The 24432-nt window shown below is 50.5% G+C and carries 22 protein-coding genes and 1 rRNA gene; 3 read left to right on the plus strand and 20 right to left on the minus strand.

The window, feature by feature from the left end; all coding sequences use genetic code 11:
• A 5S ribosomal RNA gene (gene rrf, locus OGX89_RS23810) occupies window positions 1-82 on the plus strand; the annotation flags it as partial.
• A gap of 87 nt (window positions 83-169) precedes the next feature.
• Here the strand turns inward: rrf and OGX89_RS01110 are convergent.
• The 7 genes from OGX89_RS01110 to OGX89_RS01140 form a co-directional block, all read right to left on the minus strand.
• Window positions 170-928 carry an amino acid ABC transporter ATP-binding protein gene (locus tag OGX89_RS01110; RefSeq protein ID WP_126317321.1) on the minus strand — a complete coding sequence of 253 codons (759 nt, stop codon included), beginning with the start codon at window positions 926-928 and terminating at the stop codon, window positions 170-172.
• A 7-nt stretch (window positions 929-935) separates the two neighbouring features.
• The gene (locus tag OGX89_RS01115) at window positions 936-2039 is read right to left on the minus strand and encodes an amino acid ABC transporter permease (protein ID WP_126319745.1); all 1104 of its coding nucleotides are present in this window, start codon (window positions 2037-2039) and stop codon (window positions 936-938) included.
• A gap of 9 nt (window positions 2040-2048) precedes the next feature.
• The gene (locus OGX89_RS01120) at window positions 2049-3230 is read right to left on the minus strand and encodes an amino acid ABC transporter permease (RefSeq protein WP_003828860.1); all 1182 of its coding nucleotides are present in this window, start codon (window positions 3228-3230) and stop codon (window positions 2049-2051) included.
• Window positions 3231-3299: 69 nt separating this feature from the next.
• Window positions 3300-4325 carry an amino acid ABC transporter substrate-binding protein gene (locus OGX89_RS01125; protein WP_003828858.1) on the minus strand — a complete coding sequence of 342 codons (1026 nt, stop codon included), beginning with the start codon at window positions 4323-4325 and terminating at the stop codon, window positions 3300-3302.
• A gap of 460 nt (window positions 4326-4785) precedes the next feature.
• On the minus strand, window positions 4786-5007 hold the full coding sequence (locus OGX89_RS01130; protein ID WP_003025292.1) for a lipoprotein: 222 nt from the start codon (window positions 5005-5007) through the stop codon (window positions 4786-4788).
• Window positions 5008-5277: 270 nt separating this feature from the next.
• Window positions 5278-8391: an efflux RND transporter permease subunit gene (locus OGX89_RS01135; RefSeq protein WP_008785975.1), complete on the minus strand. Its 3114-nt coding sequence runs from the start codon at window positions 8389-8391 to the stop codon at window positions 5278-5280.
• A gap of 11 nt (window positions 8392-8402) precedes the next feature.
• A complete protein-coding gene (locus tag OGX89_RS01140) occupies window positions 8403-9563 on the minus strand; it encodes an efflux RND transporter periplasmic adaptor subunit (protein ID WP_003828853.1) in 1161 nt (386 codons plus the stop codon).
• A gap of 413 nt (window positions 9564-9976) precedes the next feature.
• Between OGX89_RS01140 and envR the strand changes: the two genes are divergently transcribed.
• On the plus strand, window positions 9977-10633 hold the full coding sequence (gene envR, locus OGX89_RS01145; protein WP_048225757.1) for an acrEF/envCD operon transcriptional regulator: 657 nt from the start codon (window positions 9977-9979) through the stop codon (window positions 10631-10633).
• A 46-nt stretch (window positions 10634-10679) separates the two neighbouring features.
• Here envR and OGX89_RS01150 read toward each other — a convergent pair whose 3' ends face one another.
• From OGX89_RS01150 to acuI, 13 genes are all read right to left on the minus strand, one after another.
• Window positions 10680-10844 carry a DUF2556 family protein gene (locus OGX89_RS01150; RefSeq protein WP_003025279.1) on the minus strand — a complete coding sequence of 55 codons (165 nt, stop codon included), beginning with the start codon at window positions 10842-10844 and terminating at the stop codon, window positions 10680-10682.
• 82 nt (window positions 10845-10926) lie between these two features.
• Window positions 10927-11811, minus strand: coding sequence for an adenine-specific DNA-methyltransferase (gene yhdJ, locus OGX89_RS01155; protein WP_008785971.1), 885 nt, complete (start codon window positions 11809-11811; stop codon window positions 10927-10929).
• An 88-nt stretch (window positions 11812-11899) separates the two neighbouring features.
• The gene (gene fis / locus OGX89_RS01160) at window positions 11900-12196 is read right to left on the minus strand and encodes a DNA-binding transcriptional regulator Fis (protein ID WP_000462905.1); all 297 of its coding nucleotides are present in this window, start codon (window positions 12194-12196) and stop codon (window positions 11900-11902) included.
• Between the two features lie 25 nt (window positions 12197-12221).
• A complete protein-coding gene (gene dusB / locus OGX89_RS01165) occupies window positions 12222-13187 on the minus strand; it encodes a tRNA dihydrouridine synthase DusB (RefSeq protein ID WP_003025224.1) in 966 nt (321 codons plus the stop codon).
• A gap of 298 nt (window positions 13188-13485) precedes the next feature.
• Complete coding sequence (locus OGX89_RS01170) at window positions 13486-14220, minus strand: carbonic anhydrase (protein WP_226804259.1); 735 nt, start codon at window positions 14218-14220, stop codon at window positions 13486-13488.
• Between the two features lie 170 nt (window positions 14221-14390).
• Window positions 14391-15272: a 50S ribosomal protein L11 methyltransferase gene (gene prmA / locus OGX89_RS01175; protein ID WP_003025221.1), complete on the minus strand. Its 882-nt coding sequence runs from the start codon at window positions 15270-15272 to the stop codon at window positions 14391-14393.
• A gap of 11 nt (window positions 15273-15283) precedes the next feature.
• Window positions 15284-16735 (minus strand): sodium/pantothenate symporter, encoded by a 1452-nt coding sequence (gene panF / locus OGX89_RS01180; protein ID WP_063941623.1) that lies wholly within the window; start codon window positions 16733-16735, stop codon window positions 15284-15286.
• Window positions 16725-16967 carry a YhdT family protein gene (locus OGX89_RS01185; protein ID WP_003828839.1) on the minus strand — a complete coding sequence of 81 codons (243 nt, stop codon included), beginning with the start codon at window positions 16965-16967 and terminating at the stop codon, window positions 16725-16727. The genes panF and OGX89_RS01185 overlap by 11 nt, the downstream gene beginning before the upstream one ends.
• Before the next feature lie 107 nt (window positions 16968-17074).
• Window positions 17075-18424 carry an acetyl-CoA carboxylase biotin carboxylase subunit gene (accC, locus tag OGX89_RS01190; RefSeq protein ID WP_003828838.1) on the minus strand — a complete coding sequence of 450 codons (1350 nt, stop codon included), beginning with the start codon at window positions 18422-18424 and terminating at the stop codon, window positions 17075-17077.
• Between the two features lie 10 nt (window positions 18425-18434).
• Window positions 18435-18905 (minus strand): acetyl-CoA carboxylase biotin carboxyl carrier protein, encoded by a 471-nt coding sequence (accB, locus tag OGX89_RS01195; RefSeq protein ID WP_003025210.1) that lies wholly within the window; start codon window positions 18903-18905, stop codon window positions 18435-18437.
• A 392-nt stretch (window positions 18906-19297) separates the two neighbouring features.
• Window positions 19298-19897 (minus strand): protein-methionine-sulfoxide reductase heme-binding subunit MsrQ, encoded by a 600-nt coding sequence (gene msrQ, locus OGX89_RS01200; protein WP_126956954.1) that lies wholly within the window; start codon window positions 19895-19897, stop codon window positions 19298-19300.
• The gene (gene msrP / locus OGX89_RS01205) at window positions 19898-20902 is read right to left on the minus strand and encodes a protein-methionine-sulfoxide reductase catalytic subunit MsrP (RefSeq protein ID WP_126956956.1); all 1005 of its coding nucleotides are present in this window, start codon (window positions 20900-20902) and stop codon (window positions 19898-19900) included.
• 119 nt (window positions 20903-21021) lie between these two features.
• Entirely contained in the window at window positions 21022-21996 is a 975-nt protein-coding gene (gene acuI, locus OGX89_RS01210) for an acrylyl-CoA reductase (NADPH) (RefSeq protein WP_126956958.1), read from the minus strand.
• Between the two features lie 225 nt (window positions 21997-22221).
• Here acuI and csrD point away from each other — a divergent pair, with 225 nt between their 5' ends.
• Window positions 22222-24162: an RNase E specificity factor CsrD gene (gene csrD / locus OGX89_RS01215; protein WP_003828829.1), complete on the plus strand. Its 1941-nt coding sequence runs from the start codon at window positions 22222-22224 to the stop codon at window positions 24160-24162.
• Window positions 24163-24432 lie beyond the last annotated feature (270 nt).

The following is a 24432-nucleotide window of genomic DNA, read 5'->3' on the forward strand; positions in this document are numbered from 1 at the left end:
CCATGCCGAACTCAGAAGTGAAACGCCGTAGCGCCGATGGTAGTGTGGGGTCTCCCCATGCGAGAGTAGGGAACTGCCAGACATCAAATAAGTGAAAAGGCCATCCTTTCGGATGGCCTTTTTGCATTTATACGCGAAAATCAGCCGGAACTGTATCCGGCATATATATTTAATGAATAACCTGCGATAAAAACGCGCGAGTGCGTTCCGATTTGGGGTGAGCAAAAAACTCATCCGGTGGTGCCTGTTCCACAATCTCGCCAAGATCCATAAAGATCACCCGGTCAGCTACTGTGCGGGCAAAGCCCATTTCATGGGTTACACATAGCATGGTCATACCCGATTGCGCCAGACCTATCATGGTATCCAGCACTTCTTTTACCATTTCAGGATCCAACGCTGATGTGGGTTCATCAAATAACATGATTTTGGGTTTCATACACAGCGAGCGTGCAATGGCCACGCGCTGTTGTTGTCCACCAGAGATTTGCCCGGGATATTTATGCGCATGTTCGGCAATGCGGACCCGCTCAAGGTAGTGCATTGCCAGTACTTCAGCCTCTTTTTTCGGCATCTTTTGCACCCAGATAGGCGCCAGTGTGCAGTTTTGCAAGACAGTTAAATGAGGAAAGAGATTAAAGTGCTGAAAGACCATGCCGACTTCTTGTCGGACGCGCTCAATATTGCGGATGTCTTCATTGAGTTCAATCCCATCCACCACAATGCGTCCTTGCTGATGTTCTTCAAGATGGTTAATACAGCGGATAGTTGTCGATTTACCCGAACCGGAAGGCCCGCATAATACGATGCGCTCTCCCTGTTTTACCTTTAGGTTGATGTTTTTCAGGACATGAAACTGTCCATACCATTTGTTGACGTTTTCCAGTGTAATCATCGAGTCGGTAGACGGCATTAATAATTGGCTCATAAATTCCTCAGTGCGGTGTACGCCCGGTGTTAAAACGTTTTTCCAGATGCTGGCTGTAACGCGACATGCTGAAACAGAAGATCCAGTAGATCAGTGCGGCAAAAACATATCCTTCCGTCGACATACCCAGCCACGCAGGGTCCACAGTTGCCTGCTGTACGCTACTGAAGAGATCAAACAGACCGATGATGATGACCAGGCTGGTATCCTTGAACAGAGCGATAATCGTGTTAACCAGGCCAGGGATAACCAGCTTGAGGGCTTGCGGAAGAATGACCAGCCCCTGAGTTTTCCAGTAACCTAGCGCCAGTGATTCCGCGGCTTCATACTGACCTTTTGGTAGGGCCTGTAACCCTCCGCGAACCACTTCTGCGACATAGGCCGACTGGAAAAGAATAACGCCGACCAGCGCCCGGATAAGCTTGTCGATACTGGTTCCTTCGGACATAAACAGAGGAAGCATGACCGAGGACATAAACAGAACGGTAATCAGCGGTACACCGCGCCAGAACTCAATGAAAATGACGGATAAAACCCGCACGACTGGCATATGGGAACGACGTCCCAACGCCAGTAAAATGCCCCATGGAAGCGCGCCTGCAATCCCCACGGATGCAATAATAAGCGTCAGTGTTAATCCGCCCCACTGCCGCGTTTCTACGCGTTCAAGCCCGAAAAAACCACCGTACATCAGCCACCAGACGACAATCGGATAAATGACTGCCCAGATGGCGATATAGCGGCCACGGTGAGGAATGGTTTTCCAGAACATCGGAACAATAGAAACCAGACCAATCATCAGGGCCAGATTTACTCGCCAACGCTGATCGTGGGGATAAAGCCCATACATGAATTGCCCGAAGCGTTCATGAATGAACACCCAGCAGGCTCCCGCTTTGGTGCAGTCTGCCCGGGTAGAGCCGACCCAGTTGGCCTGAAAAAATACCCAGTTCAACAGTGGTGGAAGAAATGACCAAATCAGCCATACGCATAGCAGGGTGAGCAGGCTATTTGACCAACTGGAGAACAGGTTTTTACGCACCCAGAGTAGACTGCGGCTTGCCGGATTGCTGCGCTGGCGCGAGGGGTGAGACAGCAGTGCTTTTGTCATCATGGCTCCTTAGCGCTCAATCAGTGCAATACGGCGGTTATAAATATTCATCAGCAAAGAAATACTCAGACTGATGATCAGGTATACCGACATGGTGATGGCGATCGTTTCAATGGCTTGCCCTGTTTGATTGAGTACCGTGCCGGCAAACAGTGAAACCATGTCCGGGTAGCCAATGGCGGCTGCAAGAGAAGAGTTCTTGACGATATTCAGGTACTGGCTGGTCAGTGGGGGAATGATGACGCGTAGCGCCTGTGGGATGATTACCTGGCGTAGCGTCACCGGATTTGGTAGACCCAGCGAGCGTGCGGCTTCATGTTGGCCGTAAGGAACGGCCTGAATGCCTGCCCTAATAATTTCTGCAATAAATGCCGAGGTATATACCGAAAGCGCCAGAGTTAGTGCCGCCAGTTCAGGAATAAGCACCATACCGCCACTGAAGTTAAAACCACGGAGCGCGGGAATATCCCAGTGAAGCGCAGCGCCAAACATCCACTGTGAAATCACCGGTAAAAGTACGATCAACGCAAGAGCTGTGGGCCAGGTCCGACGTAGCTGACCGGTTTTGGTCTGATGCATTCTGTTGAAGCGAAATAATCCGATGGTGACGACGATAGCGATAACAACAGCGGTGCAAAAGGCAAAAAAACCTTCTCCCATTTGCGGGGACGGAATATAGAGCCCCCGGTTACTCAGGAACATCAAATCCAGCGCGTTAACGGCCTGGCGTGGGCCGGGCAGGTTACGTAATACGGCGAAATACCAGAAGAAGATCTGCAGCAGCGGCGGTATATTGCGGAACGTTTCGATGTAGATCGTCGAGAGCTTTCGCAATAACCAGTTATCTGACAGGCGTGCCAGCCCGAGAAAGAAACCGAGAATTGATGCGAAAACAATGCACAGTGCTGAAACTAACAGCGTATTGAGCAGGCCGACCACAAAGACACGACCATACGTATCGCCTTGCTCGTAATCGATCAGATGTTGGACAATGCCAAATCCGGCGCTGCGATCGAGAAAAGAAAACCCCGAGGTAATACCGCTATTGTTCAGGTTATTTATCGTGTTATGAATGAGATAGACCGCAATGCTGATAACCGCAATGACGGCGAGTATTTGAAATAACCAGGCGCGGACCGCAGGGTTAGAAAAGGATAATGATCCTTTTACGGTTGAGCGGCGATGGAACATAAGAAAACCTCAGTAACTATGACTCTGGGCTGAGCGCCGCAGTTGCGGCGCCCGTTACATCACTACGCATTAGCGCACCGGTGGCGCATATTGAATGCCACCGTTATTCCAGAGGTTGTTCTGTCCACGTTTGATCTTCAGCGGACTTTCCGATCCAACGTTACGTTCAAAGATCTCCGAATAGTTACCAACTTGCTTGATAATGTTGTAGGCCCATTTGTTATCAAGCTTCAGATCCTTGCCATAATCCCCTTCTTTACCCAACAGGTGTGCCATATCCGGTGTTGCTGGATTAGCCGCTTTTTCATCGACGTTTTTCGAGTTAACACCCATTTCTTCCGCATTTAGCATGGCGAACAGCGTCCAGCGAACAATGGAGAACCACTCATCGTCCCCACGACGTACGACAGGTCCCAGAGGTTCTTTAGAAATAACTTCTGGCAGGACGATCCATTCCGCAGGATTGCTCAGCTTGATGCGTAGGGCATACAGCTGAGACTGGTCGGAAGCCAGCGTATCGCAACGTCCAGATTCCAGAGCTTTGGCTGATTCATCCGAACGGTCAAAGGTGACGGGGGTGTACTTCATCTTGTTGGCTTTAAAGTAGTCGGCCACGTTTAGTTCGGTATCGGTTCCCGCCTGAATACAGACCGTTGCACCATCCAGCTCTTTAGCGCTCTTCAGGCCTGCTTTATTGTGGGTAAGAAAACCAATGCCGTCGTAATACGTTACACCAGTGAAGGACATGCCCATACCGGCATCACGAGAAGAGGTCCACGTGGTATTACGAGAGAGCAAGTCGACTTCACCAGACTGTAATGCGGTAAAGCGTTCCTTGGCGGTGAGCGGGGTATATTTTACTTTGCTATCATCGCCAAATACGGCGGAGGCAACGCCACGACATACATCAACATCAATACCCGAGAACTTGCCGCTTGCATCGGCGTAAGAAAAGCCAGGCAAGCCGTCGCTGATCCCACATTGCACAAACCCTTTTTTCTTTACGGCATCAAGTGTTGCGCCGGCATGTGCCTGATTTGCAACAGCAAGCAGCACACCGGCCGCAGCCAGGCTGGCGATTATCATCTTTTTCATAGAGCATCCTGTGTGGAGGAATTATTGTTATGGAAACGTTCTGAAAACGTCTTTTACCTGTCAGTGGCTTTGGCCATACTCTTTTAAGCAAAGGTAGTGCCAGTTTTTTGCGCCTGATTATTCGACGCAATATGCAGAGTGTAGACAGGAAAAAATAAATGCAGCGCCCTGAAGTGGTGCAAAATTGAAACGTAAGCCACATTTCGGCGCAAAAAATTTAAAAATCAGACAGGACGCGTGATAACGATTTCTGGCGTTAATATTAATGTCGTGAGAATAATGAAAAGAAAATGTGGTGTTACGAAAAACAGAAAAAATGCTAATTTCAAATCGCGGATGTGTGAGTGAAATCTATAATAATTTTATTACATGTCAGGTTCTATTAAGCAACGTTTTGTCTTATATGTAGATTTTATGCTTGTTGCTAAAAGCGCGGTAATAACCGCGCTTTTAAGATGATTTATTTGGTCAGGGCGACAATCCCAAGCGTCAGTCCGGCAACGGCTGCAGCACCACCGGCGATGGCTCCGGCTGTTTCCCAGTTATCCTGGGTGGTGCCTTTCATACAGGTATTGGTATGAACCAGGCGCCCCTGATCGTCGTATACAGGTACGCAAGGAGAATCGTGTGCACAGCCAGCCAGGAATGCGGTAAGCAATGCAACGGATATTAATCTTTTCATGGTGTTACCTCAAAATAAGCGTTTCGCTAATTAAGCAAAGACAAACGCTAAGCCATCTGCGAACTCGGTGATTATTTTACCACTTCTTAAAAAAGGACTGACATGAGGAATAATCTCAATTCATGTGGATTGTAAAAATAATGGATAAAAAGAAAGGTTGCAGGCGAATTTAGAGGGATAGTTTAAATGAAATAAATGGCTATCTTACTAATAAATAAAGAGGAGCATCGTAGGTGAAAAAGGCGTCCGTAGACGCCTTTATTTTACAAATTAATCGTTGTGCCGACTAAAACGCCGTCTTACGACAACAAAGAAGACGGGGACGAAGAAGATAGCCAACAATGTTGCGGTCAGCATTCCTCCCATAACACCTGTACCGACCGCATTCTGTGCACCACTACCTGCACCGTGACTGATAACCAGAGGCATAACCCCCAGAATAAAGGCCAGGGATGTCATCAGGATAGGACGAAGACGCATGCGCGATGCCTCCAGCGTCGCTTCAATCAACCCCTTGCCTTCTTTATCCATCAGGTCTTTGGCAAACTCGACGATCAGGATGGCGTTCTTAGCCGAGAGGCCGATTGTAGTTAGTAAGCCAACCTGGAAATACACATCGTTATTCATCCCACGTAGTGATGCTGCTAACAATGCGCCCACAACACCGAGCGGTACAACCAGCATCACCGAGAAAGGAATAGACCAGCTTTCATACAATGCGGCAAGGCAAAGGAAAACAACGATTAGCGAGATGGCATACAGCGCAGGAGCCTGGTTACCCGACAGTCGTTCCTGATAGGACATCCCCGTCCAGTCATGACCAATACCGTTTGGCAGTTTTTCCGCCAGGCTTTCCATTAGCGCCATTGCTTCACCGGTACTTCTGCCAGGCGCTGCTTCTCCCAGCAGTTCCATAGAAGGCATACCGTTATAGCGCTCCAGGCGCGGTGAGCCGTAGATCCAGTGTGCGGAACTGAACGTGGAGAATGGAACCATTTCGCCATTGGCGCTACGAACATACAGATTATTGATGTCCTCCGGTAACATACGGAACTTGGCATCGGCTTGTACGTACACTTTTTTCACGCGGCCACGGTCAATGAAGTCATTGACGTAATAGCCGCCCAGCGCAGCTGAGATGGTTTCGTTGATATCAGACAGTGAGACACCAAGCGCTTGCGCTTTCTCCTGATCGACATCCAGCTTGAACTGTGCGGTATCCTCGAGCCCGTTTGGACGCACACGAACCAGCAGGTCAGGGTGTTTGGCAACCATGCCCAGCAGTTGGTTACGTGCCTGGGTTAGCGCAGCATGTCCCAACCCGCCCTGGTCAATCAGCTCGAAGTCGAAGCCCGTTGCGGTACCCAGTTCAACGATGGCTGGCATGTTGAAAGGGAACACCAGACCATCACGAATCTGACTAAACGCTCGGGTAGCGCGGGCGATAATTGATTCAACGTTATTTTCGTTACCGCTACGTTCTTCCCAGGGCTTGAGGCTGACGAACGCCATCCCTGAGTTTTGCCCCTGGCCGCTGAAGCTAAAGCCGTTAACCGTAAAGACGCTTTCAACGTTGGCTTTTTCATTGTTCAGGTAGTAGTGGGTGACCTGATCCAGCACCTTCTGGGTGCGTTCTTGCGTGGCGCCTGCAGGAAGTTGAATCATCGTCAGGAAGACGCCCTGATCTTCCTCTGGCAGGAAGGATGTTGGCAGGCGCATAAACAGCACCGCCATCCCGATGACGATTATCAGGTAGACGACCAGGTAACGCCCAGTTTTACGCACAATACCGCTGACGCTATTGGTGTAGTGATTGACGCTGTGATCGAATTTGGCATTGAACCAGCCAAAGAAACCGCTTCTTTTCTCGTGATGTTCAGCTGATACGGGCTTCAGCAGCGTTGCACAAAGTGCGGGAGTCAGGATCAGCGCGACCAGTACTGAAAGCGCCATGGCGGAAACGATGGTGATGGAAAACTGCCGATAGATAGCCCCGGTTGAACCGCCAAAGAAGGCCATCGGGATAAATACCGCAGACAGCACCATAGCAATACCAACCAGTGCTCCCTGTATTTGTGACATGGATTTTTCCGTCGCCTCTTTGGGCGGCAGATGATCCTCCATCATCACGCGTTCCACGTTTTCTACCACCACTATCGCATCATCGACCAATAGACCGATGGCGAGCACCATGCCGAACATCGTCAGGGTGTTTATTGAGTAGCCAAACGCAGCAAGCACGGCAAATGTGCCCAACAATACGACAGGTACGGCGATGGTCGGAATGAGCGTTGCCCGGATGTTTTGCAGGAACAAATACATGACCAGGAACACCAGCACGATCGCTTCAAACAGCGTTTTTACCACTTCATGAATGGAGATGGTCACAAATGGCGTCGTGTCGTACGGGTAGACCACCTTCATTCCCTGCGGGAAGAATGGTTGCAGTTCAACCAGCTTGGCTTTAATAGCGTTCGCGGTATCCAGCGCGTTTGCCCCGGTTGCCAGCTTGATCCCAAGGCCGGATGCAGGCTTACCGTTAATACGCGCCACGACGTTGTAGTTTTCCCCGCCCAACTCGATACGCGCGACGTCTTTCAGGTGAACAACCGAACCATCGCTGTTCACGCGTAAAGTCACTTTGCCGAACTCTTCAGGGTCTTTCAGTCGCGTTTGCGCAATGATAGAGGCGTTCAGCTGCTGGTTAGGTAATGCAGGCGTCCCCCCTAACTGACCTGCGGCAATCTGATCGTTCTGTACCTTCAACTGATTGATCACATCAACCGGCGTGAGCTGATATTTATTCAATAAGTTTGCATCCAGCCAGATGCGCATGGCGTACTGTGCACCAAACAGCTGCACGTCACCCACGCCATTCAGACGGCTGATTGAGTCTTTAACGTTCGAGGCGACGTAATCGGAAATGTCATCCTGTGTGGTTTGTGGGTTGTCAGAAACAAAACCCGCGACCATCAAAAAGCTGCTGCTGGATTTCTCGACGCTGATCCCTTGCTGCTGAACTTCTTGCGGCAGTAGCGGAGTGGCGAGCTGCAGTTTATTTTGCACCTGCACTTGCGCGATATCGGGATCGGTACCGGACTGGAAAGTCAGCGTAATAGTCACACTCCCGGCCGAGTCGCTGGTGGAGGACATATACATCAGGTTATCGATACCATTCATATTCTGTTCGATAACCTGTGTGACTGTATCCTGAACCGTCTGTGCATCCGCACCAGGGTAGGTGGCAGAAATAGCGACCGCAGGAGGCGCAATGGTCGGGTACTGTGCCACGGGCAGTTGCATGATTGCCAGAGCACCCGCCATCATCAGAATGATAGCCAATACCCAGGCAAAGATAGGACGCCTGATAAAAAAGTTAGCCATGTCCGGTTACCTTATTGGGCTTTCGTGGCAGGGGTTTCGGTATCGGCGGTTGCTTTAACCTGAACGCCTGGACGTGCTTTCTGTAAGCCGCTCACGATAACTTTGTCACCCGGTTGCAGGCCTTCGCTAATGAGCCACTTGTCACCAATAGCTTGTGCGGCAACGACTGCGCGAGACTCAACCTGACTCTTGTCGTTAACGACCATTACGGTGGCATCGCCGCGAGGCGTACGCGTTACCCCCTGCTGCGGAACGAGAATGGCATTCGGCTGGACGCCTTCATCAATGCGTGCGCGCACAAACATGCCCGGCAACAGCGTGTGCTGTGGGTTAGGGAACACGGCTCTGAGGGTGATTGAGCCGGTGCTTTCATCAACCGTCACATCGGAAAACTGCAAAGAGCCTTTTAGCGGGTATGACTGACCATTTTCCATTACCAGTTCGACAGTACTGCTGGCGCTGTCTTTATGCAGGCTCCCTTGTTCAACGGACTGTTTGAGGCGCATAAAGTCGTTACTGGACTGTGTCACGTCGACGTAAATGGGATCGAGCTGTTGAACGGTAGCAAGCTCTGTAGCCTGGCCATTCGTGACTAATGCACCTTCGGTGACGTTAGATTTACCGATGCGTCCGCTAATTGGCGATGTCACTTTGGTGTAGGCCAGATTGATACGCGCGCTTTCGACCGCCGCTTTTGCCGCGATCACGGAGGCATCGGCCTGACGGGCATCAGCAATTGCCTGATCGTACTCTTGCTGGCTGATGTACTTGGTGCCAACCAACGGCACATAGCGTTTTACCGTTAAATGCGCGATTGCAGCAGCCGCTTCACTCTTCGCCAGTTCACCTTTGGCGCTGTCATAGTCAGCCTGATAAGTCGCGGGATCGATCTGATAAAGTGACTGTCCGGATTCAATATCGCTTCCCTCAGTGAAATTCCGTTTAAGCACTATCCCGCTGACCTGGGGACGAACTTCTGCAATTCGGAATGCCGTTGTGCGCCCGGGTAATTCGGTCGTTACGGCTAAAGGAGCCTTTTCGACGACATGGACAGTCACCTGCGGTTCTGTGGGATGAGCTTGTGTTTCTCCCTGATCGTTACAACCGGCGAGTAATGCTGCGGAGACGATGATGAATGAGGGCAGGAGTGAAAACCTGGCATTTTTCGTCATTTCTATTCCTTAAAAAACCGAACGCTCGTTATTAACCGGATAACGCAGGGGGCGATAACGCGCACAAGAAAAATAATAGTTGGCTATCCTACAAATTATTAGCTTGCGATGTAAGCAATACTTATTTATAGGCACGATACACGGCACGTAAAAGCAAAAAAAGATTAATCGACAGCTGTTTCATTGTGGTGTTAATAGCAATACTATGATTCGCATAAACACAAGTTGAAATAAACATTTGGTTTGTGAATATATTGTTTGTTGGTATTCGTTTTGTTTATTCGTGTGCAAAGTCCGTAATAATATTTTTTAGAACTCGTTTAAATAAATGCTAAGTGATACATTTGTTCCGTGTCGCAAATATTAGATAAAAAAGTTAATCATTCTCTACTCTACCTCAGACAGTCGGAACCATGGCCAGAAAAACGAAAGCTGATGCCCTCAAAACGCGGCAGCACCTGATAGAAACGGCGATTGTACAGTTTGCCGCACGTGGCGTAAGCAATACGACGCTAAACGACATTGCGGATGCCGCCAGCGTGACGCGTGGCGCGCTCTATTGGCATTTCGAAAATAAAACTCAACTGTTTAATGAGCTATGGTTACAACAACCACCTTTACGCGATCTGATTCAGGACAAGCTAATTGGTCGTTGGGGGGATAACCCTTTACAGCGATTGCGAGAAAAGTTTGTGGTGGGGTTACAATATATTGCAGAGAACCCTCGTCAGCAGGCATTAATGCAGATTTTATATCATAAGTGTGAATTTCATAACGATATGATATCTGAGCAGGCTATTCGCGATAAAATAGGTATCAGTCATCAAAGCATTCGTGATTCCCTGCAAAAGTGTGTAGATGACAATCTGATTGCCACCACTCTTGATTTAGATGTCATCATCATTATTCTGCACGGTAGTTTTAGCGGAATTATAAAAAACTGGTTAATGAATCCAGTGAGTTATGATCTATATGGGCAAGCTCCAGTATTAGTTGATAATGTACTAAAAATGTTAAGCCCAGACGGTAGCGTCATGCAATTAATGCAGAGTGAAAACCAGGTCGGATAGTTTTTACCGCCAGAGGCTGACGGCTGTCGAAGCATTACCTGAGGTGCTATTCGAGGTCGACGCAGTTGACCAGCTTAAGGGGATTCACTGAGTTCATATTCCGGCACTTGTCGTGCTCTGTTGTCATCAGCTCTATCCATTGGATGAGCAGCGCATCAAAAAGAAAAACGAAGACCGCAAAAACAACCAGCCACCAATACTTGCGAATCATTCCTAAACCCTGTGTATTCATGCCCAAGCGTGCAGGGAATATACACGAAATTTTTAAGCTGAAAAGCAGACTTACAATGCCTTTACTTTGTTGAAAGATCGCCACTCTTTGCCGTCAATCGACTCTTTTTAGACAGGTTTTTTGTCTTACGTTTTTTCACCTTGGCAAGCTCAATTTCTGAAAAATGAGAACCGATACTCAGTCTTCTGAGCCCCATTTTTACGTATTCAGTATTGATCTCAATCCCGACAAACTTGCGACCCAATTCCACGGCGGTAGCACCGGTGGTGAAGCTGCCGGCGAACGGATCGAGTACCTTGTCATCTGGGTTCGAGGACGCCAGAATTATACGCTCCAGGAGGGCTTTGGGTTTCTGGGTGGGGTGGTTTTCGTATTCGTCCATCAGATAGCGTACGCGTGGGAACTCCCAGACATTGCCCGGCACTTTTTTCTGATTGTATGGCTGCGGCGGGTTTTTTCTGTAGTCTATTAGCGCGCGTTTAGCGCCAGTTTTGGCTTCAACCAGAATATCGTCACGATTAAATGTGTAGTTTTTCTGATCTTTTACCATCATCAGGATCGGTTCATACATCGAACCAAAGTAATTTTTGGCTTGTACCCCTGAGCTATCGTATGACCACACGATACGACTCTTGATGGTAAAAAGCGGGCGGCATTTGAGGTCGATGTACGGCATGTTCTCCGTACTGTTCATGATGTACATGGTGCCGTGTGGTTTGAGGATGCGATGGCACTCGTCAATGCACTCAAACAACCACGCCAGAAAGGCCTCTTCGTCCCAGGATTCCACCATCCCGTCAAAGTCTTTCCCGATGTTATAAGGAGGGTCAGCAAAAATGAGTTCGACACTTTCAGACGGCAGTTTTTTCAGTTCAGTTAGCGCGTCACCCAGGATTATCTTTTTAGATTCATCGCCAAAATAGACAGGTTCACATCTCGCGTTCATCGCCAAAGCCTCCCGTGTGACGTCAATAAAAAAGGCGCTTCCCCATGCCGAGTAGCGCCTTTTAAAACAAACATTTAACTGATTAGTATCAGTTCATGCCGTATTTTTTCAGTTTTTTACGCAGCGTACCACGGTTGATGCCCATCATCAGGGCAGCACGGGTCTGGTTACCGCGGGTGTATTGCATCACCATGTCCAACAGGGGCTGTTCTACTTCAGCCAGTACCAGCTCATAGAGATCGTTAACATCCTGACCATTCAATTGAGCAAAATAGTTCTTCAGTGCCTGTTTAACCGAGTCACGCAGGGGCTTTTGAGTTACCTGGTCCTGAGAGTTAACGGTAGAAACGGTCAGTACGTCAGAATTTACGCGTTGTTCGAACATAGTTCTGTCAGCTCTTTATTTCTGTTTACGCAAAATTTTCGAAGTATGCCTCCAACGCCGCCAGCTGTTCGCTGGAATCTTCAATGGCGTTGAATGTGCGCCGAAACTGGTCATCCGGAGCGTGTTCCTGGAGATACCAGGATACGTGTTTACGCGCAATTCGGTACCCTTTTGCCTGACCATAAAAGTCGTGCAGTTCCCGAACGTGCGCACAAAGCAAGCGCTTCACCTCTGCCAGAGGCAGCGGGGGCAGCAGCTCCCCAGTGTCCAGATAATGCTGGATTTCCCGAAAGATCCAGGGTCTTCCCTGAGCTGCACGTCCTATCATCAGGGCATCCGCCCCCGTATAGTCGAGTACAGCTCTGGCTTTATGCGGGTCAGTAATGTCGCCATTCGCGATAATCGGAATGGAAACTTTCTGCTTAACTGCCCGAATACTGTCGTACTCAGCATCTCCATTGAACAAACAGGCGCGGGTGCGTCCATGAATGGTCAGAGCCTGAATGCCACAGTCTTCAGCCAGTTGGGCAATCTCTACGCAGTTACGGTGTTCCGGAGCCCAGCCGGTGCGAATCTTGAGTGTGACAGGAACGTCCACTGCATTGACGACCTCGGTTAGTATCGATTTCACTAAATCCGGGTACTGCAAGAGGGCTGAACCTGCGAGCTTGCGATTCACTTTTTTAGCCGGACACCCCATATTGATATCAATAATCTGGGCGCCGCTTTCCACGTTAATACGTGCGGCATCGGCCATCTCAACAGGGTCGCTACCGGCAATTTGCACCGTGCGAATTCCTGGCTCATCAACGTGCACCATCCGTAAACGAGACTTGTCACTTTCCCAAACCTGCGGGTTAGAAGACATCATCTCGGATACTGTCAATCCGGCTCCCATCTCATAGCACAGCGTCCTGAATGGTCTGTCAGTGATGCCAGCCATAGGTGCTGCGATCAGGCGATTTCTGAGCTGGTATTGTCCGATGCGCATGAGTTAAGAAATGACCATACTGTGACTGCAAGGCGGCGTATATTACGCATTTTTCGCACGAGATGAAAGGCCAAACTTTGACCAATCCACTGAGGTGGATCAATGAATTGCCGTAAATGTGAACGCATGAAAATATTTAATCATATAAATCATCGCATTATAAAAATGTGTCGATTTTATATACACATATAATTTTGCGTAACTTCTCATTTTTTCTTCAGCAGCAGACGGTACTGACAAGATATTCTGCTGAATTAATCAGCAAATTACCTCGTCATTGTGTGATCGCTACCTCATTTTAGTACAGGATCTCGGTATCCCCAGAATAGCTGTCCGTAATCTTGCGTTCATTCAACGGCTGCAGCGGGCGATTGTTTGCTGGCCCAACAATGTAGTGAAATTTATCCAACTGTTCGGCAGAAAGAGCAACAGGCGTTTTCAGGACAGACCAGGTGACGCCTTCGGTGCAGGGAGGTGTTGTTAACGAACCACGGTAGCGCCAGTAGGTTTTATTGTCGGGTAAAAGCTGGTGGATATCGACCGGCGAGAAGATGTCCATGCTGCTGTCCTCCATGGTTGGAAAGGACTCCCACAAATTTTGAATCGCCTGGTTCTGTTCACCCACGTCAAACATAACCGCCACAATAGCAATGTCTCCGGATTGATTTTTGTGGAGCAACTGCATCTCCAGCGGATAGGTTTTACCGTTGAGGGTATGTTCACTCGGGGCGTGAAAATCAAATTGTTTTAAATAATAAAGCGTTTCATCAATTTCAATAGAATTAGATGCGTAACTACTCATCGTTGCTTGCAACGTATGGTTAATGCTCCGAAATCTAGTTGGGCCATCGACGTACTGCATGTTTAGCGCGGGGAGACCTAGTTTACTGGTTGTGGTGGTCTGGATGTCTATGGGGGATTGGTTTATGCCTGTCTGGCACGTTGCATACGCTTTGCTGATTTCTCCCCATCGTGCGGGGCCGTTTTCTTCGGTATATCCCCATGGTACGGCCAGCGTGGTCAGTGGCATCATGCATGCTGCCAGCAAAGTTGTTGTAAAACAGTTGAAACGCATACGTTTACTCAACGAAACTCAATATAAAAAATAACAAAATCAATTGATTATTATATCGCTGAGGAAAGTGTCGGTATGCTGGTCAATTGTCTGAAAATGGCGTGGTCAGATAACCACGCCGGAAGGGATTATTTTTTCTGGCCGGTAATACGACACCACTCTTCTTTCTCGATAACCGGATCGAGCGTAAAGAGATCGGCATAGGCTTCACAGACGCTTTCCGCCTGGCTGGCAAGAATACCAGAAAGCCCAAGCAAACCGCCCTCAACGGGCAGTACGCTGATTAACGGAGCCAGTTCACGTAATGGGCCAGCAAGGATGTTGGCGACCACCACGTCGGCTTTCATCGCCTCTGGCTGGTCTTTCGGCAGATAAAGCTCCAGACGCTCAGAAACACCATTACGCTGGGCGTTATCACGGCTGGCCTGAATCGCCTGCGGGTCGATATCCACGCCAATGGCTTTCGCCGCACCCAGCTTCAGTGCCGCAATGGCAAGAATGCCGGAGCCGCAGCCAAAGTCGATAACCGTTTTACCGTTAAGATCAAGACCGTCCAGCCATTGCAGGCACAGAGAGGTAGTGGGGTGCGTGCCTGTGCCAAATGCCAGACCCGGGTCCAGCATCACGTTGACAGCATTCTCATCCGGGACATCGCGCCAGCTTGGGCAAATCCACAGACGTTCACCAAAGCGCATCGGGTGGAAGTTATCCATCCATTCGCGTTCCCAGTCTTTGTCTTCGAGCTGTTCGATTTTATGCGCGAAGCCTTCACCCAGCAGCGGATGCTGTTCCAGGATGGCAACCACTTCTTTCATGTCGGTTTCTGCATCGAACAAGCCGATAACGTCGGTATCACCCCACAGGCGAGTCTCGCCCGGCAGAGGTTCAAACACCGGCGTATCATGCGTATCCTGGAAAGTAATGGAAACGGAGCCCGCTTCCATCAGCGCATCGCTCAACTCTTCAGCGTTGGCACCGGTCGTGTTCAGTTTCAGTTGGATCCATGGCATGGCAAAACTCTTTATTTATCAGTAGTCAATATGGCGGCTTGCGGGACGGCGGAACCGAAACGGTTGCCTATCAGGAAAGCCAGCAAGCTTATCAGTAACGAGGGCACGATTGGGTGGAAGCCCAGGAACTGAACGTTAAAGGTGGCGAGTAGAGCATAAAGCACGCCGCCGACAATCATCGCGCTCAATGCGCCTGACGCGTTTGCCCGCTCCCAATAGAGGCCCAGCACCAGAGGCCACAGGAAGACGGCTTCCAGCCCGCCAAACGCCAGCAGATTCAGCCAGATAATCATCTCTGGCGGTTTCCAGGCGGCCAGCAACAGTAACGCGCCCAACAGCAGGGTAATCACTGCCGACATGCGTTTCAGCCGGGTTTCGTTTTCCAGCTGTTCCGGGCGAAGGTTCAGGTACAGATCCTTAATGATCGTAGCGGAACTTTGCAGCAATTGGGCATTGATCGTCGACATAATCGCAGCCATAGGTGCGGCGAGGAAAATCCCGGCAGCGACCGGCGGCAGGACTTTGACCATCAGCGTAGGGATAACCAGATCCGGTACCGTCAGGTCAGGGATGACCGCCCGTCCCAGGGCACCCGCCAGATGCATACCAAACATCAGGATCGCCACTACGATGGTGCCGATGATAATGCCGCGGTGTACCGCTTTACTGTCTTTATAAGAGATGCAGCGTACCGCGGTATGCGGTAGGCCAATCACGCCAAAGCATACTAACACCCAGAATGAGGTCATAAACGTGGGTGACAAAATGTCATCAGCGCCCTGCGGCGAGACCAGTTTAGGGTCGATAGTCTGCAGGGTTACCACCGCATTGCTAAGGCCACCGGCAGCATGAACGACGCCGACCAGCAAAACGATAGTACCAATCAGCATCACCATGCCCTGCATGGTGTCGTTCAGTACGCTGGCGCGAAAGCCGCCGAACGCCGTGTATAACGCGATGCTGACGCCAAAAACCAGCAGGCCGGTTTCGTAGGGGATACCCGCTGCGGTTTCCAGCAAACGTGCGCCGCCAATAAACTGTACGGTCATTGCCCCGATAAACGCGACCAACAGGCTGAGGCTTGCCAGCCATACCAGCAGGCGGCTCTGGTAGCGCGCAAATAGCATATCGTTGAGGGTAACAGCATTATAACGGCGTGCCAGAATCGCGAACTTCTTGCCGAGAATACCCAGCGACAGCCAGACGGCAGGCAACTGGATCATCGCCAGCAGCACCCATCCCAGTCCGTATTTGTAAGCGGCACCAGGACCGCCAATAAACGAGCTGGCGCTAATGTAGGTTGCCGTTAGCGTCATCGCTAACACGACCCCGCCCATGGAGCGGCTGCCAAGGAAATATTCATTCAGGAAGGTACCGGTAACTCTCTTACGCATGGCATAAACTGAGAGACCGAATACCACCAGAAGATAGGCGACCAGCGGTAAAATAACTTCAAGCTGCATCGTCATCCTCCAACGGAATGTCGCGATAGATAAACTTTACCATCGCCCAGCACAGCACGATAAAAACCAGCGGCGTTAACAGGCAGGCCATTTCGAACCAGTGCGGTAAGCCGGTAAAACCCAGCGTTGAATCAGGTAAGTAAGCGGCCACTAACCATGTGACCAGATATAAAAGGGTTAGCCACAGCGCCCAGCGCGCCTCTTTATGGGCCTGAACAAAACGAGCGTCCATTTTTTGTCCCTTGTGGATAAAGAAAGCGGGGATTGTACCTTATGGCACGTGCGGGAGGGGAGAAAAACAAAAGGCCGGAATTTCCGGCCTTTTCGGTTAACGCACGCTTACTTTTCCTGAAGTCCGAGTTTTTTCTCCAGGTAGTGGATATTGGTTCCACCGTGCTGGAAGTGCTCGTCATTCATGATACGGATCTGCAGGTCAACGTTGGTTTTGATACCGTCGATGATCAGTTCCTGCAATGCGTTTTTCATACGGGCGATAGCGACGTCGCGGTTTTCGCCATAGCAGATCAGCTTACCGATCATTGAGTCATAGTACGGAGGTACGGTGTAGCCTGCGTAAATATGAGACTCCCAACGCACACCAAAGCCACCCGGCGCGTGGAAACGCGTGATTTTACCCGGGCTTGGCAGGAAGGTGTTCGGGTCTTCGGCGTTGATACGGCATTCAACCGCATGGCCTTTAACCACAACTTCGTCCTGCTTGATGGACAGCGGTTGGCCCGCTGCGATGCGCAGCTGCTCTTTGATCAGGTCAACGCCGGTGATCATTTCGGTTACCGGGTGTTCAACCTGAATACGGGTGTTCATCTCAATGAAGTAGAACTCGCCGTTTTCGAACAGGAATTCGAAAGTACCCGCCCCGCGATAGCCGATATCAACACAGGCTTTGGCGCAACGCTCGCCGATGTAGCGACGCAGTTCCGGGGTAATGCCCGGCGCTGGTGCTTCTTCGACAACTTTCTGGTGACGACGCTGCATGGAGCAGTCACGTTCTGCCAGATAAATCGCGTTACCCTGACCGTCAGCCAGCACCTGAATTTCAATGTGGCGTGGGTTTTCCAGGTATTTCTCCATGTAGACCATATCGTTATTGAAAGCGGCTTTCGCTTCCGCTTTGGTCATGGAGATGGATTGTGCCAGTTCGGCATCGCTGCGCACGACGCGCATACCGCGACCGCCGCCGCCGCCGGAGGCTTTGATGATAACCGGGTAGCCGATGCGTTTAGCATGAGCGCGGTTAGCGTCCATGTCATCGCCCAGCGGGCCGTCAGAGCCTGGGACTGTCGGTACGCCCGCTTTCTTCATCGCGGTGATTGCAGACACTTTGTCGCCCATCAGGCGGATGGTGTCGGCTTTCGGGCCGATGAAGATAAAGCCAGAACGCTCTACCTGCTCAGCAAAGTTGGCGTTCTCAGAGAGGAAGCCATAGCCCGGGTGAATTGCCACCGCGCCGGTGATTTCAGCGGCGCTGATGATAGCCGGGATGTTCAGATAGCTTTTTACGGACGGAGCCGGGCCGATACAGACCGTCTCATCCGCCAGCAATACGTGTTTTAAATCGCGATCCGCACTTGAATGCACAGCGACAGTCTTGATGCCCAGTTCTTTACAGGCACGAAGAATACGCAGGGCAATCTCGCCGCGGTTGGCGATAACAATTTTATCCAACATGTTCGCCTCGTTATTCGATGACGACCAGCGGCTCGTCAAATTCTACCGGTTGACCACTTTCTACCAGAATCGCTTTAACTACGCCGGATTTGTCGGCTTCGATCTGGTTCATCATTTTCATGGCTTCAACGATGCACAGGGTATCGCCCGCATTCACTTTCTGTCCGATTTCGATGAACGCTTTAGCATCCGGGCTCGGGGTGCGGTAGAACGTACCAACCATTGGGGAGCGTACGATGTGACCACTGATTTCCGCTGCTGCCGGAGCTTCCATACTTGGAGAGGCAGTTTGTGCGACAGCGTTAGACAGAGCTGGTTGCTGCATCACTGGTGCAGCATAAGCCTGTTGCATCATCGGAAAACTTGCAGCTGGCGCTGCACGGCTGATGCGTACAGATTCTTCGCCTTCAGAAATTTCCAGTTCGGAGATGCCTGATTCTTCAACCAGCTCGATCAGTTTTTTAATCTTACGAATATCCATGAGTGGGTTCCGTACTCTTTGTTTAGTGAGATTGTGACAGGCGTTTTACCGCCGTCTGTATAGCATTTTTATAACAGTGAGTGACAAGATGCCACGCATCTCAGGCGCTGCACTGGGCGCTGCTGCCATTAAGTGAGATTGCCAGACTTGTTAGTCATTGTGCGGCTATCTTCTGCCATTTTCGGGTAAAAGACAAAATATACCTTCAATATGCGATTGTCACCCTTTCAGCGCCTTAAAAACGCTACCGGGGATAGCAAAGTCGCACATTATAACTATTTCGTAGCAATTGGCAGCTAAATACTGGTCTTATCAGGGAAGATAATCAACCGTTAACATGTAAAGAAAATCGGATCGTCAGTGTTTTGCAACGCACTGCACATATCGTGAAACTACCGCCACCACTGGCGAAACTTCTTGTAACGGCACGCTAACAGCACCGCAGCGATCGCTGCATAAATAATCGGTTGAGGGGAGATAATTTTAACCGACCACAGATAATGTATGGGTGTCAGGATCGCCACAAGATAGACGAAGTTATGCAAATACTGCCATTTTTTACCCAGCTTTCGCTGTGCAGCCTGCGTGGACGTTAAGGTGAGGGCGAATAATATGACCCAACTGGCAATGCCCAAGGTTAAATAAGGCCGCGTAATTAATTCCCGCCCTAACAACGCCAGATTATTAATGCCCAGTTCCAGTAATGCGTAGCTGGTTAAATGCAGCGTTGCCCAGGCAAAACACCATAGCCCTAACAGGCGACGTGTGCGTATCAATAATGGCTGTTTAGCGTAGCGCGCGAGTGGAGATACCAGCAAGGTCGCCAGCAAGAATTTCAGAGCTGTCCTACCGGTAAAGTGCTGGATATCTTTGACCGGATCGGCGCTCAGGCTGCCGTGATTTACCGCCCAAAATAGCCAGATAAACGGCAAAAAACCGGCAAGATGCAGGCAAACTTTCAGCCCGGTAATGTGCTTTGCAGTCAGACGCACTTAAAAATTCTCCTGCAAATTGAGTCCGCGATACAGTGACGCAACCTCTTCGGCATAGCCGTTAAACATCAGCGTGGGCTGACGCTGTACGTCCAGAATACCGCCAGCGCCAATAAAACGCTCGGTGGCCTGGGACCAGCGGGGATGATCGACATGCGGATTCACGTTGGCATAAAACCCGTATTCATTGGGCGCGGCCAGATTCCAGGTTGTCGGAGGGCGTTCGCGCGTGAGTTTGATACTCACGATCGACTTAATGCCTTTAAATCCATATTTCCACGGCACAATTAAGCGAATGGGCGCGCCATTTTGTGGCGGAAGGGCTTTTCCATAAACCCCCACTGTAAGCAACGTGAGTGGGTGCATCGCTTCATCCAGACGCAGTCCTTCAACATAGGGATACTTCAACCCGCCGCCAATAAAGCGATCTTTTTGTCCCGGCATTTCCTCTGGTGCGTACAGCGTTTCGAACGCGACATACTTCGCATTGCTGGTGGGTTCCACCTGCGCCAACAGTTTATGTAACGGAAAGCCAATCCATGGTACGACCATTGACCAGGCTTCCACACAGCGCATCCGGTAAATCCGTTGCTCCAGCGGGAAACGGGTGGTCAAGGTGTCGTGATCGAGAGTGAGTGGTTTGGCGACCTCACCACTGATTTTTAATGTCCATGGATCGGTTTTCAGGCTACCCGCGTTGGCTGCCGGATCCGCTTTGTCGAGACCGAATTCATAGAAGTTGTTGTAGCCAGAAACTTTATCCGTTGGGGTTAAAGGAAGCGAATTTTGCCAGGCGGCGGGCTTGCTGAAATTAAGCGGCTTTCCCGCGGGCGCGGGCGGGCGGTCATTACCCTTAAACCAACTCAGAAGGTCAGCCTGCGCAGAGTGGGGTAAAGACAACGCGGCTGCGCTGATCCCTAATGCTTTCAGCACCTGGCGACGCTGCATAAAAAAAGCCGACTCGTCAGTGACGTCGGCTTCTGTAAATGGACGTAATTTCTTCATAACAGACTCCCGGCTTACGCGTCATAACTGACAGGGGACGCGTAGTTAATATGGCAGGGAGTCTGTAGATGTGCCGCGAAATTTCGTTAATTAAGTGTAAATTTCTGCGCCAGGGTCTGTTACTTCACCTTCACCAGCGTACGGCCTTGCACCTGGTTATTGATGATGGCATCGGCGAACTTCGGCGCATCCGCCAGCGTAATTTCCGTTGCCGCCTGAGCATAGAAAGATTCCGGCAGATCCTTAACCAGACGCGCCCAGGCTTCTGCACGGCGTGCCGGCGGGGTCATCACCGAGTCCACTCCTTGCAAACGAACGTTACGCAGAATGAATGGCATCACCGTGGTTGGCAGAGCGAAACCGCCCGCCAGACCGCAGGCAGCAACACAGCCGCCGTAGTTCATCTGCGCGAGGACTTTCGCCAGAACTTTGTCGCCAACGGTATCCACCGCGCCAGCCCACAGCTGTTTTTCCAGCGGACGAGACTCGGCAAACTCATCGCGACCAAGAATACGGTTTGCGCCCAGGCTTTTCAGGTAGTCGTGGGTGCTTTCACGGCCCGAAACCGCCGCAACCTGATAACCCAGCTTATGCAGTAACGCAACGGCCGTGCTGCCCACGCCTCCGCTGGCGCCTGTGACGACAATCTCACCGTCTTGCGGACGAATTCCTGCATCTTCAAGCGCCATGACGCAAAGCATGGCGGTAAAGCCAGCGGTACCGATGACCATGGCTTTACGTCCATCCAGCCCTTCTGGCAGCGCAACCAGCCAGTCGCCTTTCACGCGTGCGCGTTCTGCCAGTCCACCCCAATGATTTTCACCCACGCCCCAACCGGTCAGTAAAACCTCCTGATCCGCATGAAAACGGGGATCTTCGCTTGCGCGCACGGTACCGGCGAAATCGATACCAGGAATCATCGGAAAATTACGAATGATTTTTCCCTTGCCGGTGATAGCCAGGGCGTCTTTATAGTTCAGGCTTGACCAGTGGACATCCACCGTCACATCGCCTTCCGGTAGCTGATTTTCGTCGAGGGGTTGAACGGATGCGAGGGTTTTTCCGTCCTGCTGTTCTAAGATCAAAGCCTGCATAACCTGTCCTCAATTCGTATAGTGGATTGGAAAATTAATAATGAAGACTATACTCGCTAATCAAAACATGATGCCGATTCTGCGCAATAAATTGCCAGATATACCTGATTTGGTAGTATGCCCTCACAGTTTGTATAAATTGACGGATTTTGCCTTCAGTTTTGCATTTTAGAGTCGATTTATTACTTTCAGGCCTGTTTCATAACTGTCGGAGTTAACACAAGGATGCGATTAACGACGAAATTTTCAGCTTTTGTCACGCTGCTTACTGGGTTAACGATCTTCGTGACTCTGATCGGCTGTTCGCTGAGTTTCTACAACGCTATTCAATATAAGTTCACCACGCGCGTTCATGCGGTCGCGACGGCGATTGATACGCATCTGGTCTCCAGAGATGTCGTTACGTTAACCCCGCAAATCGATGAGCTGATGGTTTCTGTTGATATCGTGCGCATCGAACTGTTGCAGGGCGGAAATGTGGTGTATGACCACTCACGCACCAGCAGCTACCGACCGGCAGGGACGAACAATCTCTACCGCGAGATTACCGTACCGTTGGTCAAGCATCCGGGTATGTCATTGCGTCTGGTTTATCAGGATCCAATGGGTAACTATTTCCATTCGCTACTGACCACCGCACCGCTCACGATAGCCATTGCTTTCATTATTCTGATGCTCTTTTTGTCTGTGCGCTGGCTTCAGCGCCAGCTTTCAGGTCAGGAACTGCTGGAGATTCGTTCCACGCGTATTCTGAACGGCGAGCGTGGGCCGAACGTGCGGGGAACGGTCTATGAATGGCCTGCGCGTACCAGCAGTGCGCTCGATATGCTGCTGACTGAAATTCAAAATGCCCGCGAGCAACGCAGCCGCCTGGATACGCTGATTCGTTCCTATGTCGCGCAGGATACAAAAACCGGGCTAAGCAACCGCTTGTTCTTTGATAACCAACTGGCCACGCTGCTGGAAGATCAGGAAAAAGTAGGCTCGCATGGCGTCGTGATGATGGTGCGCCTGCCGGATTTTACGCTGCTGCGCGATAGCTGGGGAATCACCCTCGCAGAAGAACAAATCTCGACGCTGATCAATTTGTTGTCGACTTTTATGACGCGATATCCGGGCGCGTTGCTGGCGCGCTACCACCGTAGCGATTTTGCTATCCTGCTGCCACACCGCACGTTGAAAGAGGCGGAAAGCATTGCCGGGCAATTATTAAAAGCGGTAGATGCACTTCCGGCTAATAAAATGATCGATCGTGCCGATATGGTTCATATTGGCATTTGCGTTTGCCGCAGCGGTCAGTCGCCGGAGCAAGTGATGGATCATGCTGAAGCCGCCACCCGGAATTCGGTATTGCAGGGCGGAAATAGCTGGTCGGTCTATGATGACTCGCTGCCGGAAAAAGGTCGGGGCAACGTACGCTGGCGTACGCTTATCGAACAGATGCTTAGCCGGGGCGGGCCGAGAATTTATCAAAAGCCTGCCGTAACGCGTGAAGGCCGGGTGCACCATCGGGAGTTGATGTGCCGTATTTTTGATGGCAACGAAGAGGTCATTTCGGCGGAATATATGCCGATGGTCCTGCAATTTGGTCTGGCAGAAGAATATGACCGTTTGCAGATAAGCCGTCTGATCCTGCTTTTGGGCTACTGGCCGCAGGAAAATCTGGCGATGCAGACAACGGTTGAATCGCTTATTCGTCCACGTTTTCAGCGCTGGCTGCGTGATACGCTGATGCAGTGCGAAAAATCATTACGCAAACGCATAATTATTGAACTTGCTGAGGCAGATGTCTGTCAACATATCAGCCGGTTACAGCCCGTCATCAGATTGATGAATGCGCTGGGCGTGCGTATTGCCGTTACGCAGGCGGGGTTAACGCTGGTGAGCACCAGTTGGATCAAAGAGCTTAACGTTGAGTTATTGAAGCTGCATCCAAGTCTGGTGAGGAACATTGATAAGCGAACGGAAAATCAGCTTCTGGTTCAAAGCCTGGTGGAGGCCTGTTCGGGAACACCCACGCAGGTTTACGCCACGGGCGTACGTTCGCGTAGTGAGTGGCATACGCTGACAGAACGCGGAGTTGCAGGTGGGCAAGGGGATTTTTTTGCCGCATCACAACCACTTGACACTAACGTGAAAAAATATTCGCAAAGATACTCGGTTTAACCTGCCGTTTAATTTGTTTTCACGTAGAATAACGCGCGCTGTGCCTTCTGGGGGTGTGCTTGCCTGCTCGCCAGGTTGTAACAGCAAACATGCAGGTGAATGACCTTTGACAGGTTGCAAACAAAAGCGAGGAGTGCTGCTGATTTATTCAGCCCTGATGGACTCAGGCCGGTTTTGTAACAAAGGAAACGAACTGCACTAATTTTCACCGTAGCAGATGATTTTTGCGCCTTGTCGCTGCTGCGTGTGGTTGGTAAAGTAAGCGGATTT

It is taken from the genome of Citrobacter sp. Cpo103 (genome assembly GCF_030332605.1).
GTDB classification, from domain to species: Bacteria; Pseudomonadota; Gammaproteobacteria; order Enterobacterales; family Enterobacteriaceae; genus Citrobacter; species Citrobacter portucalensis.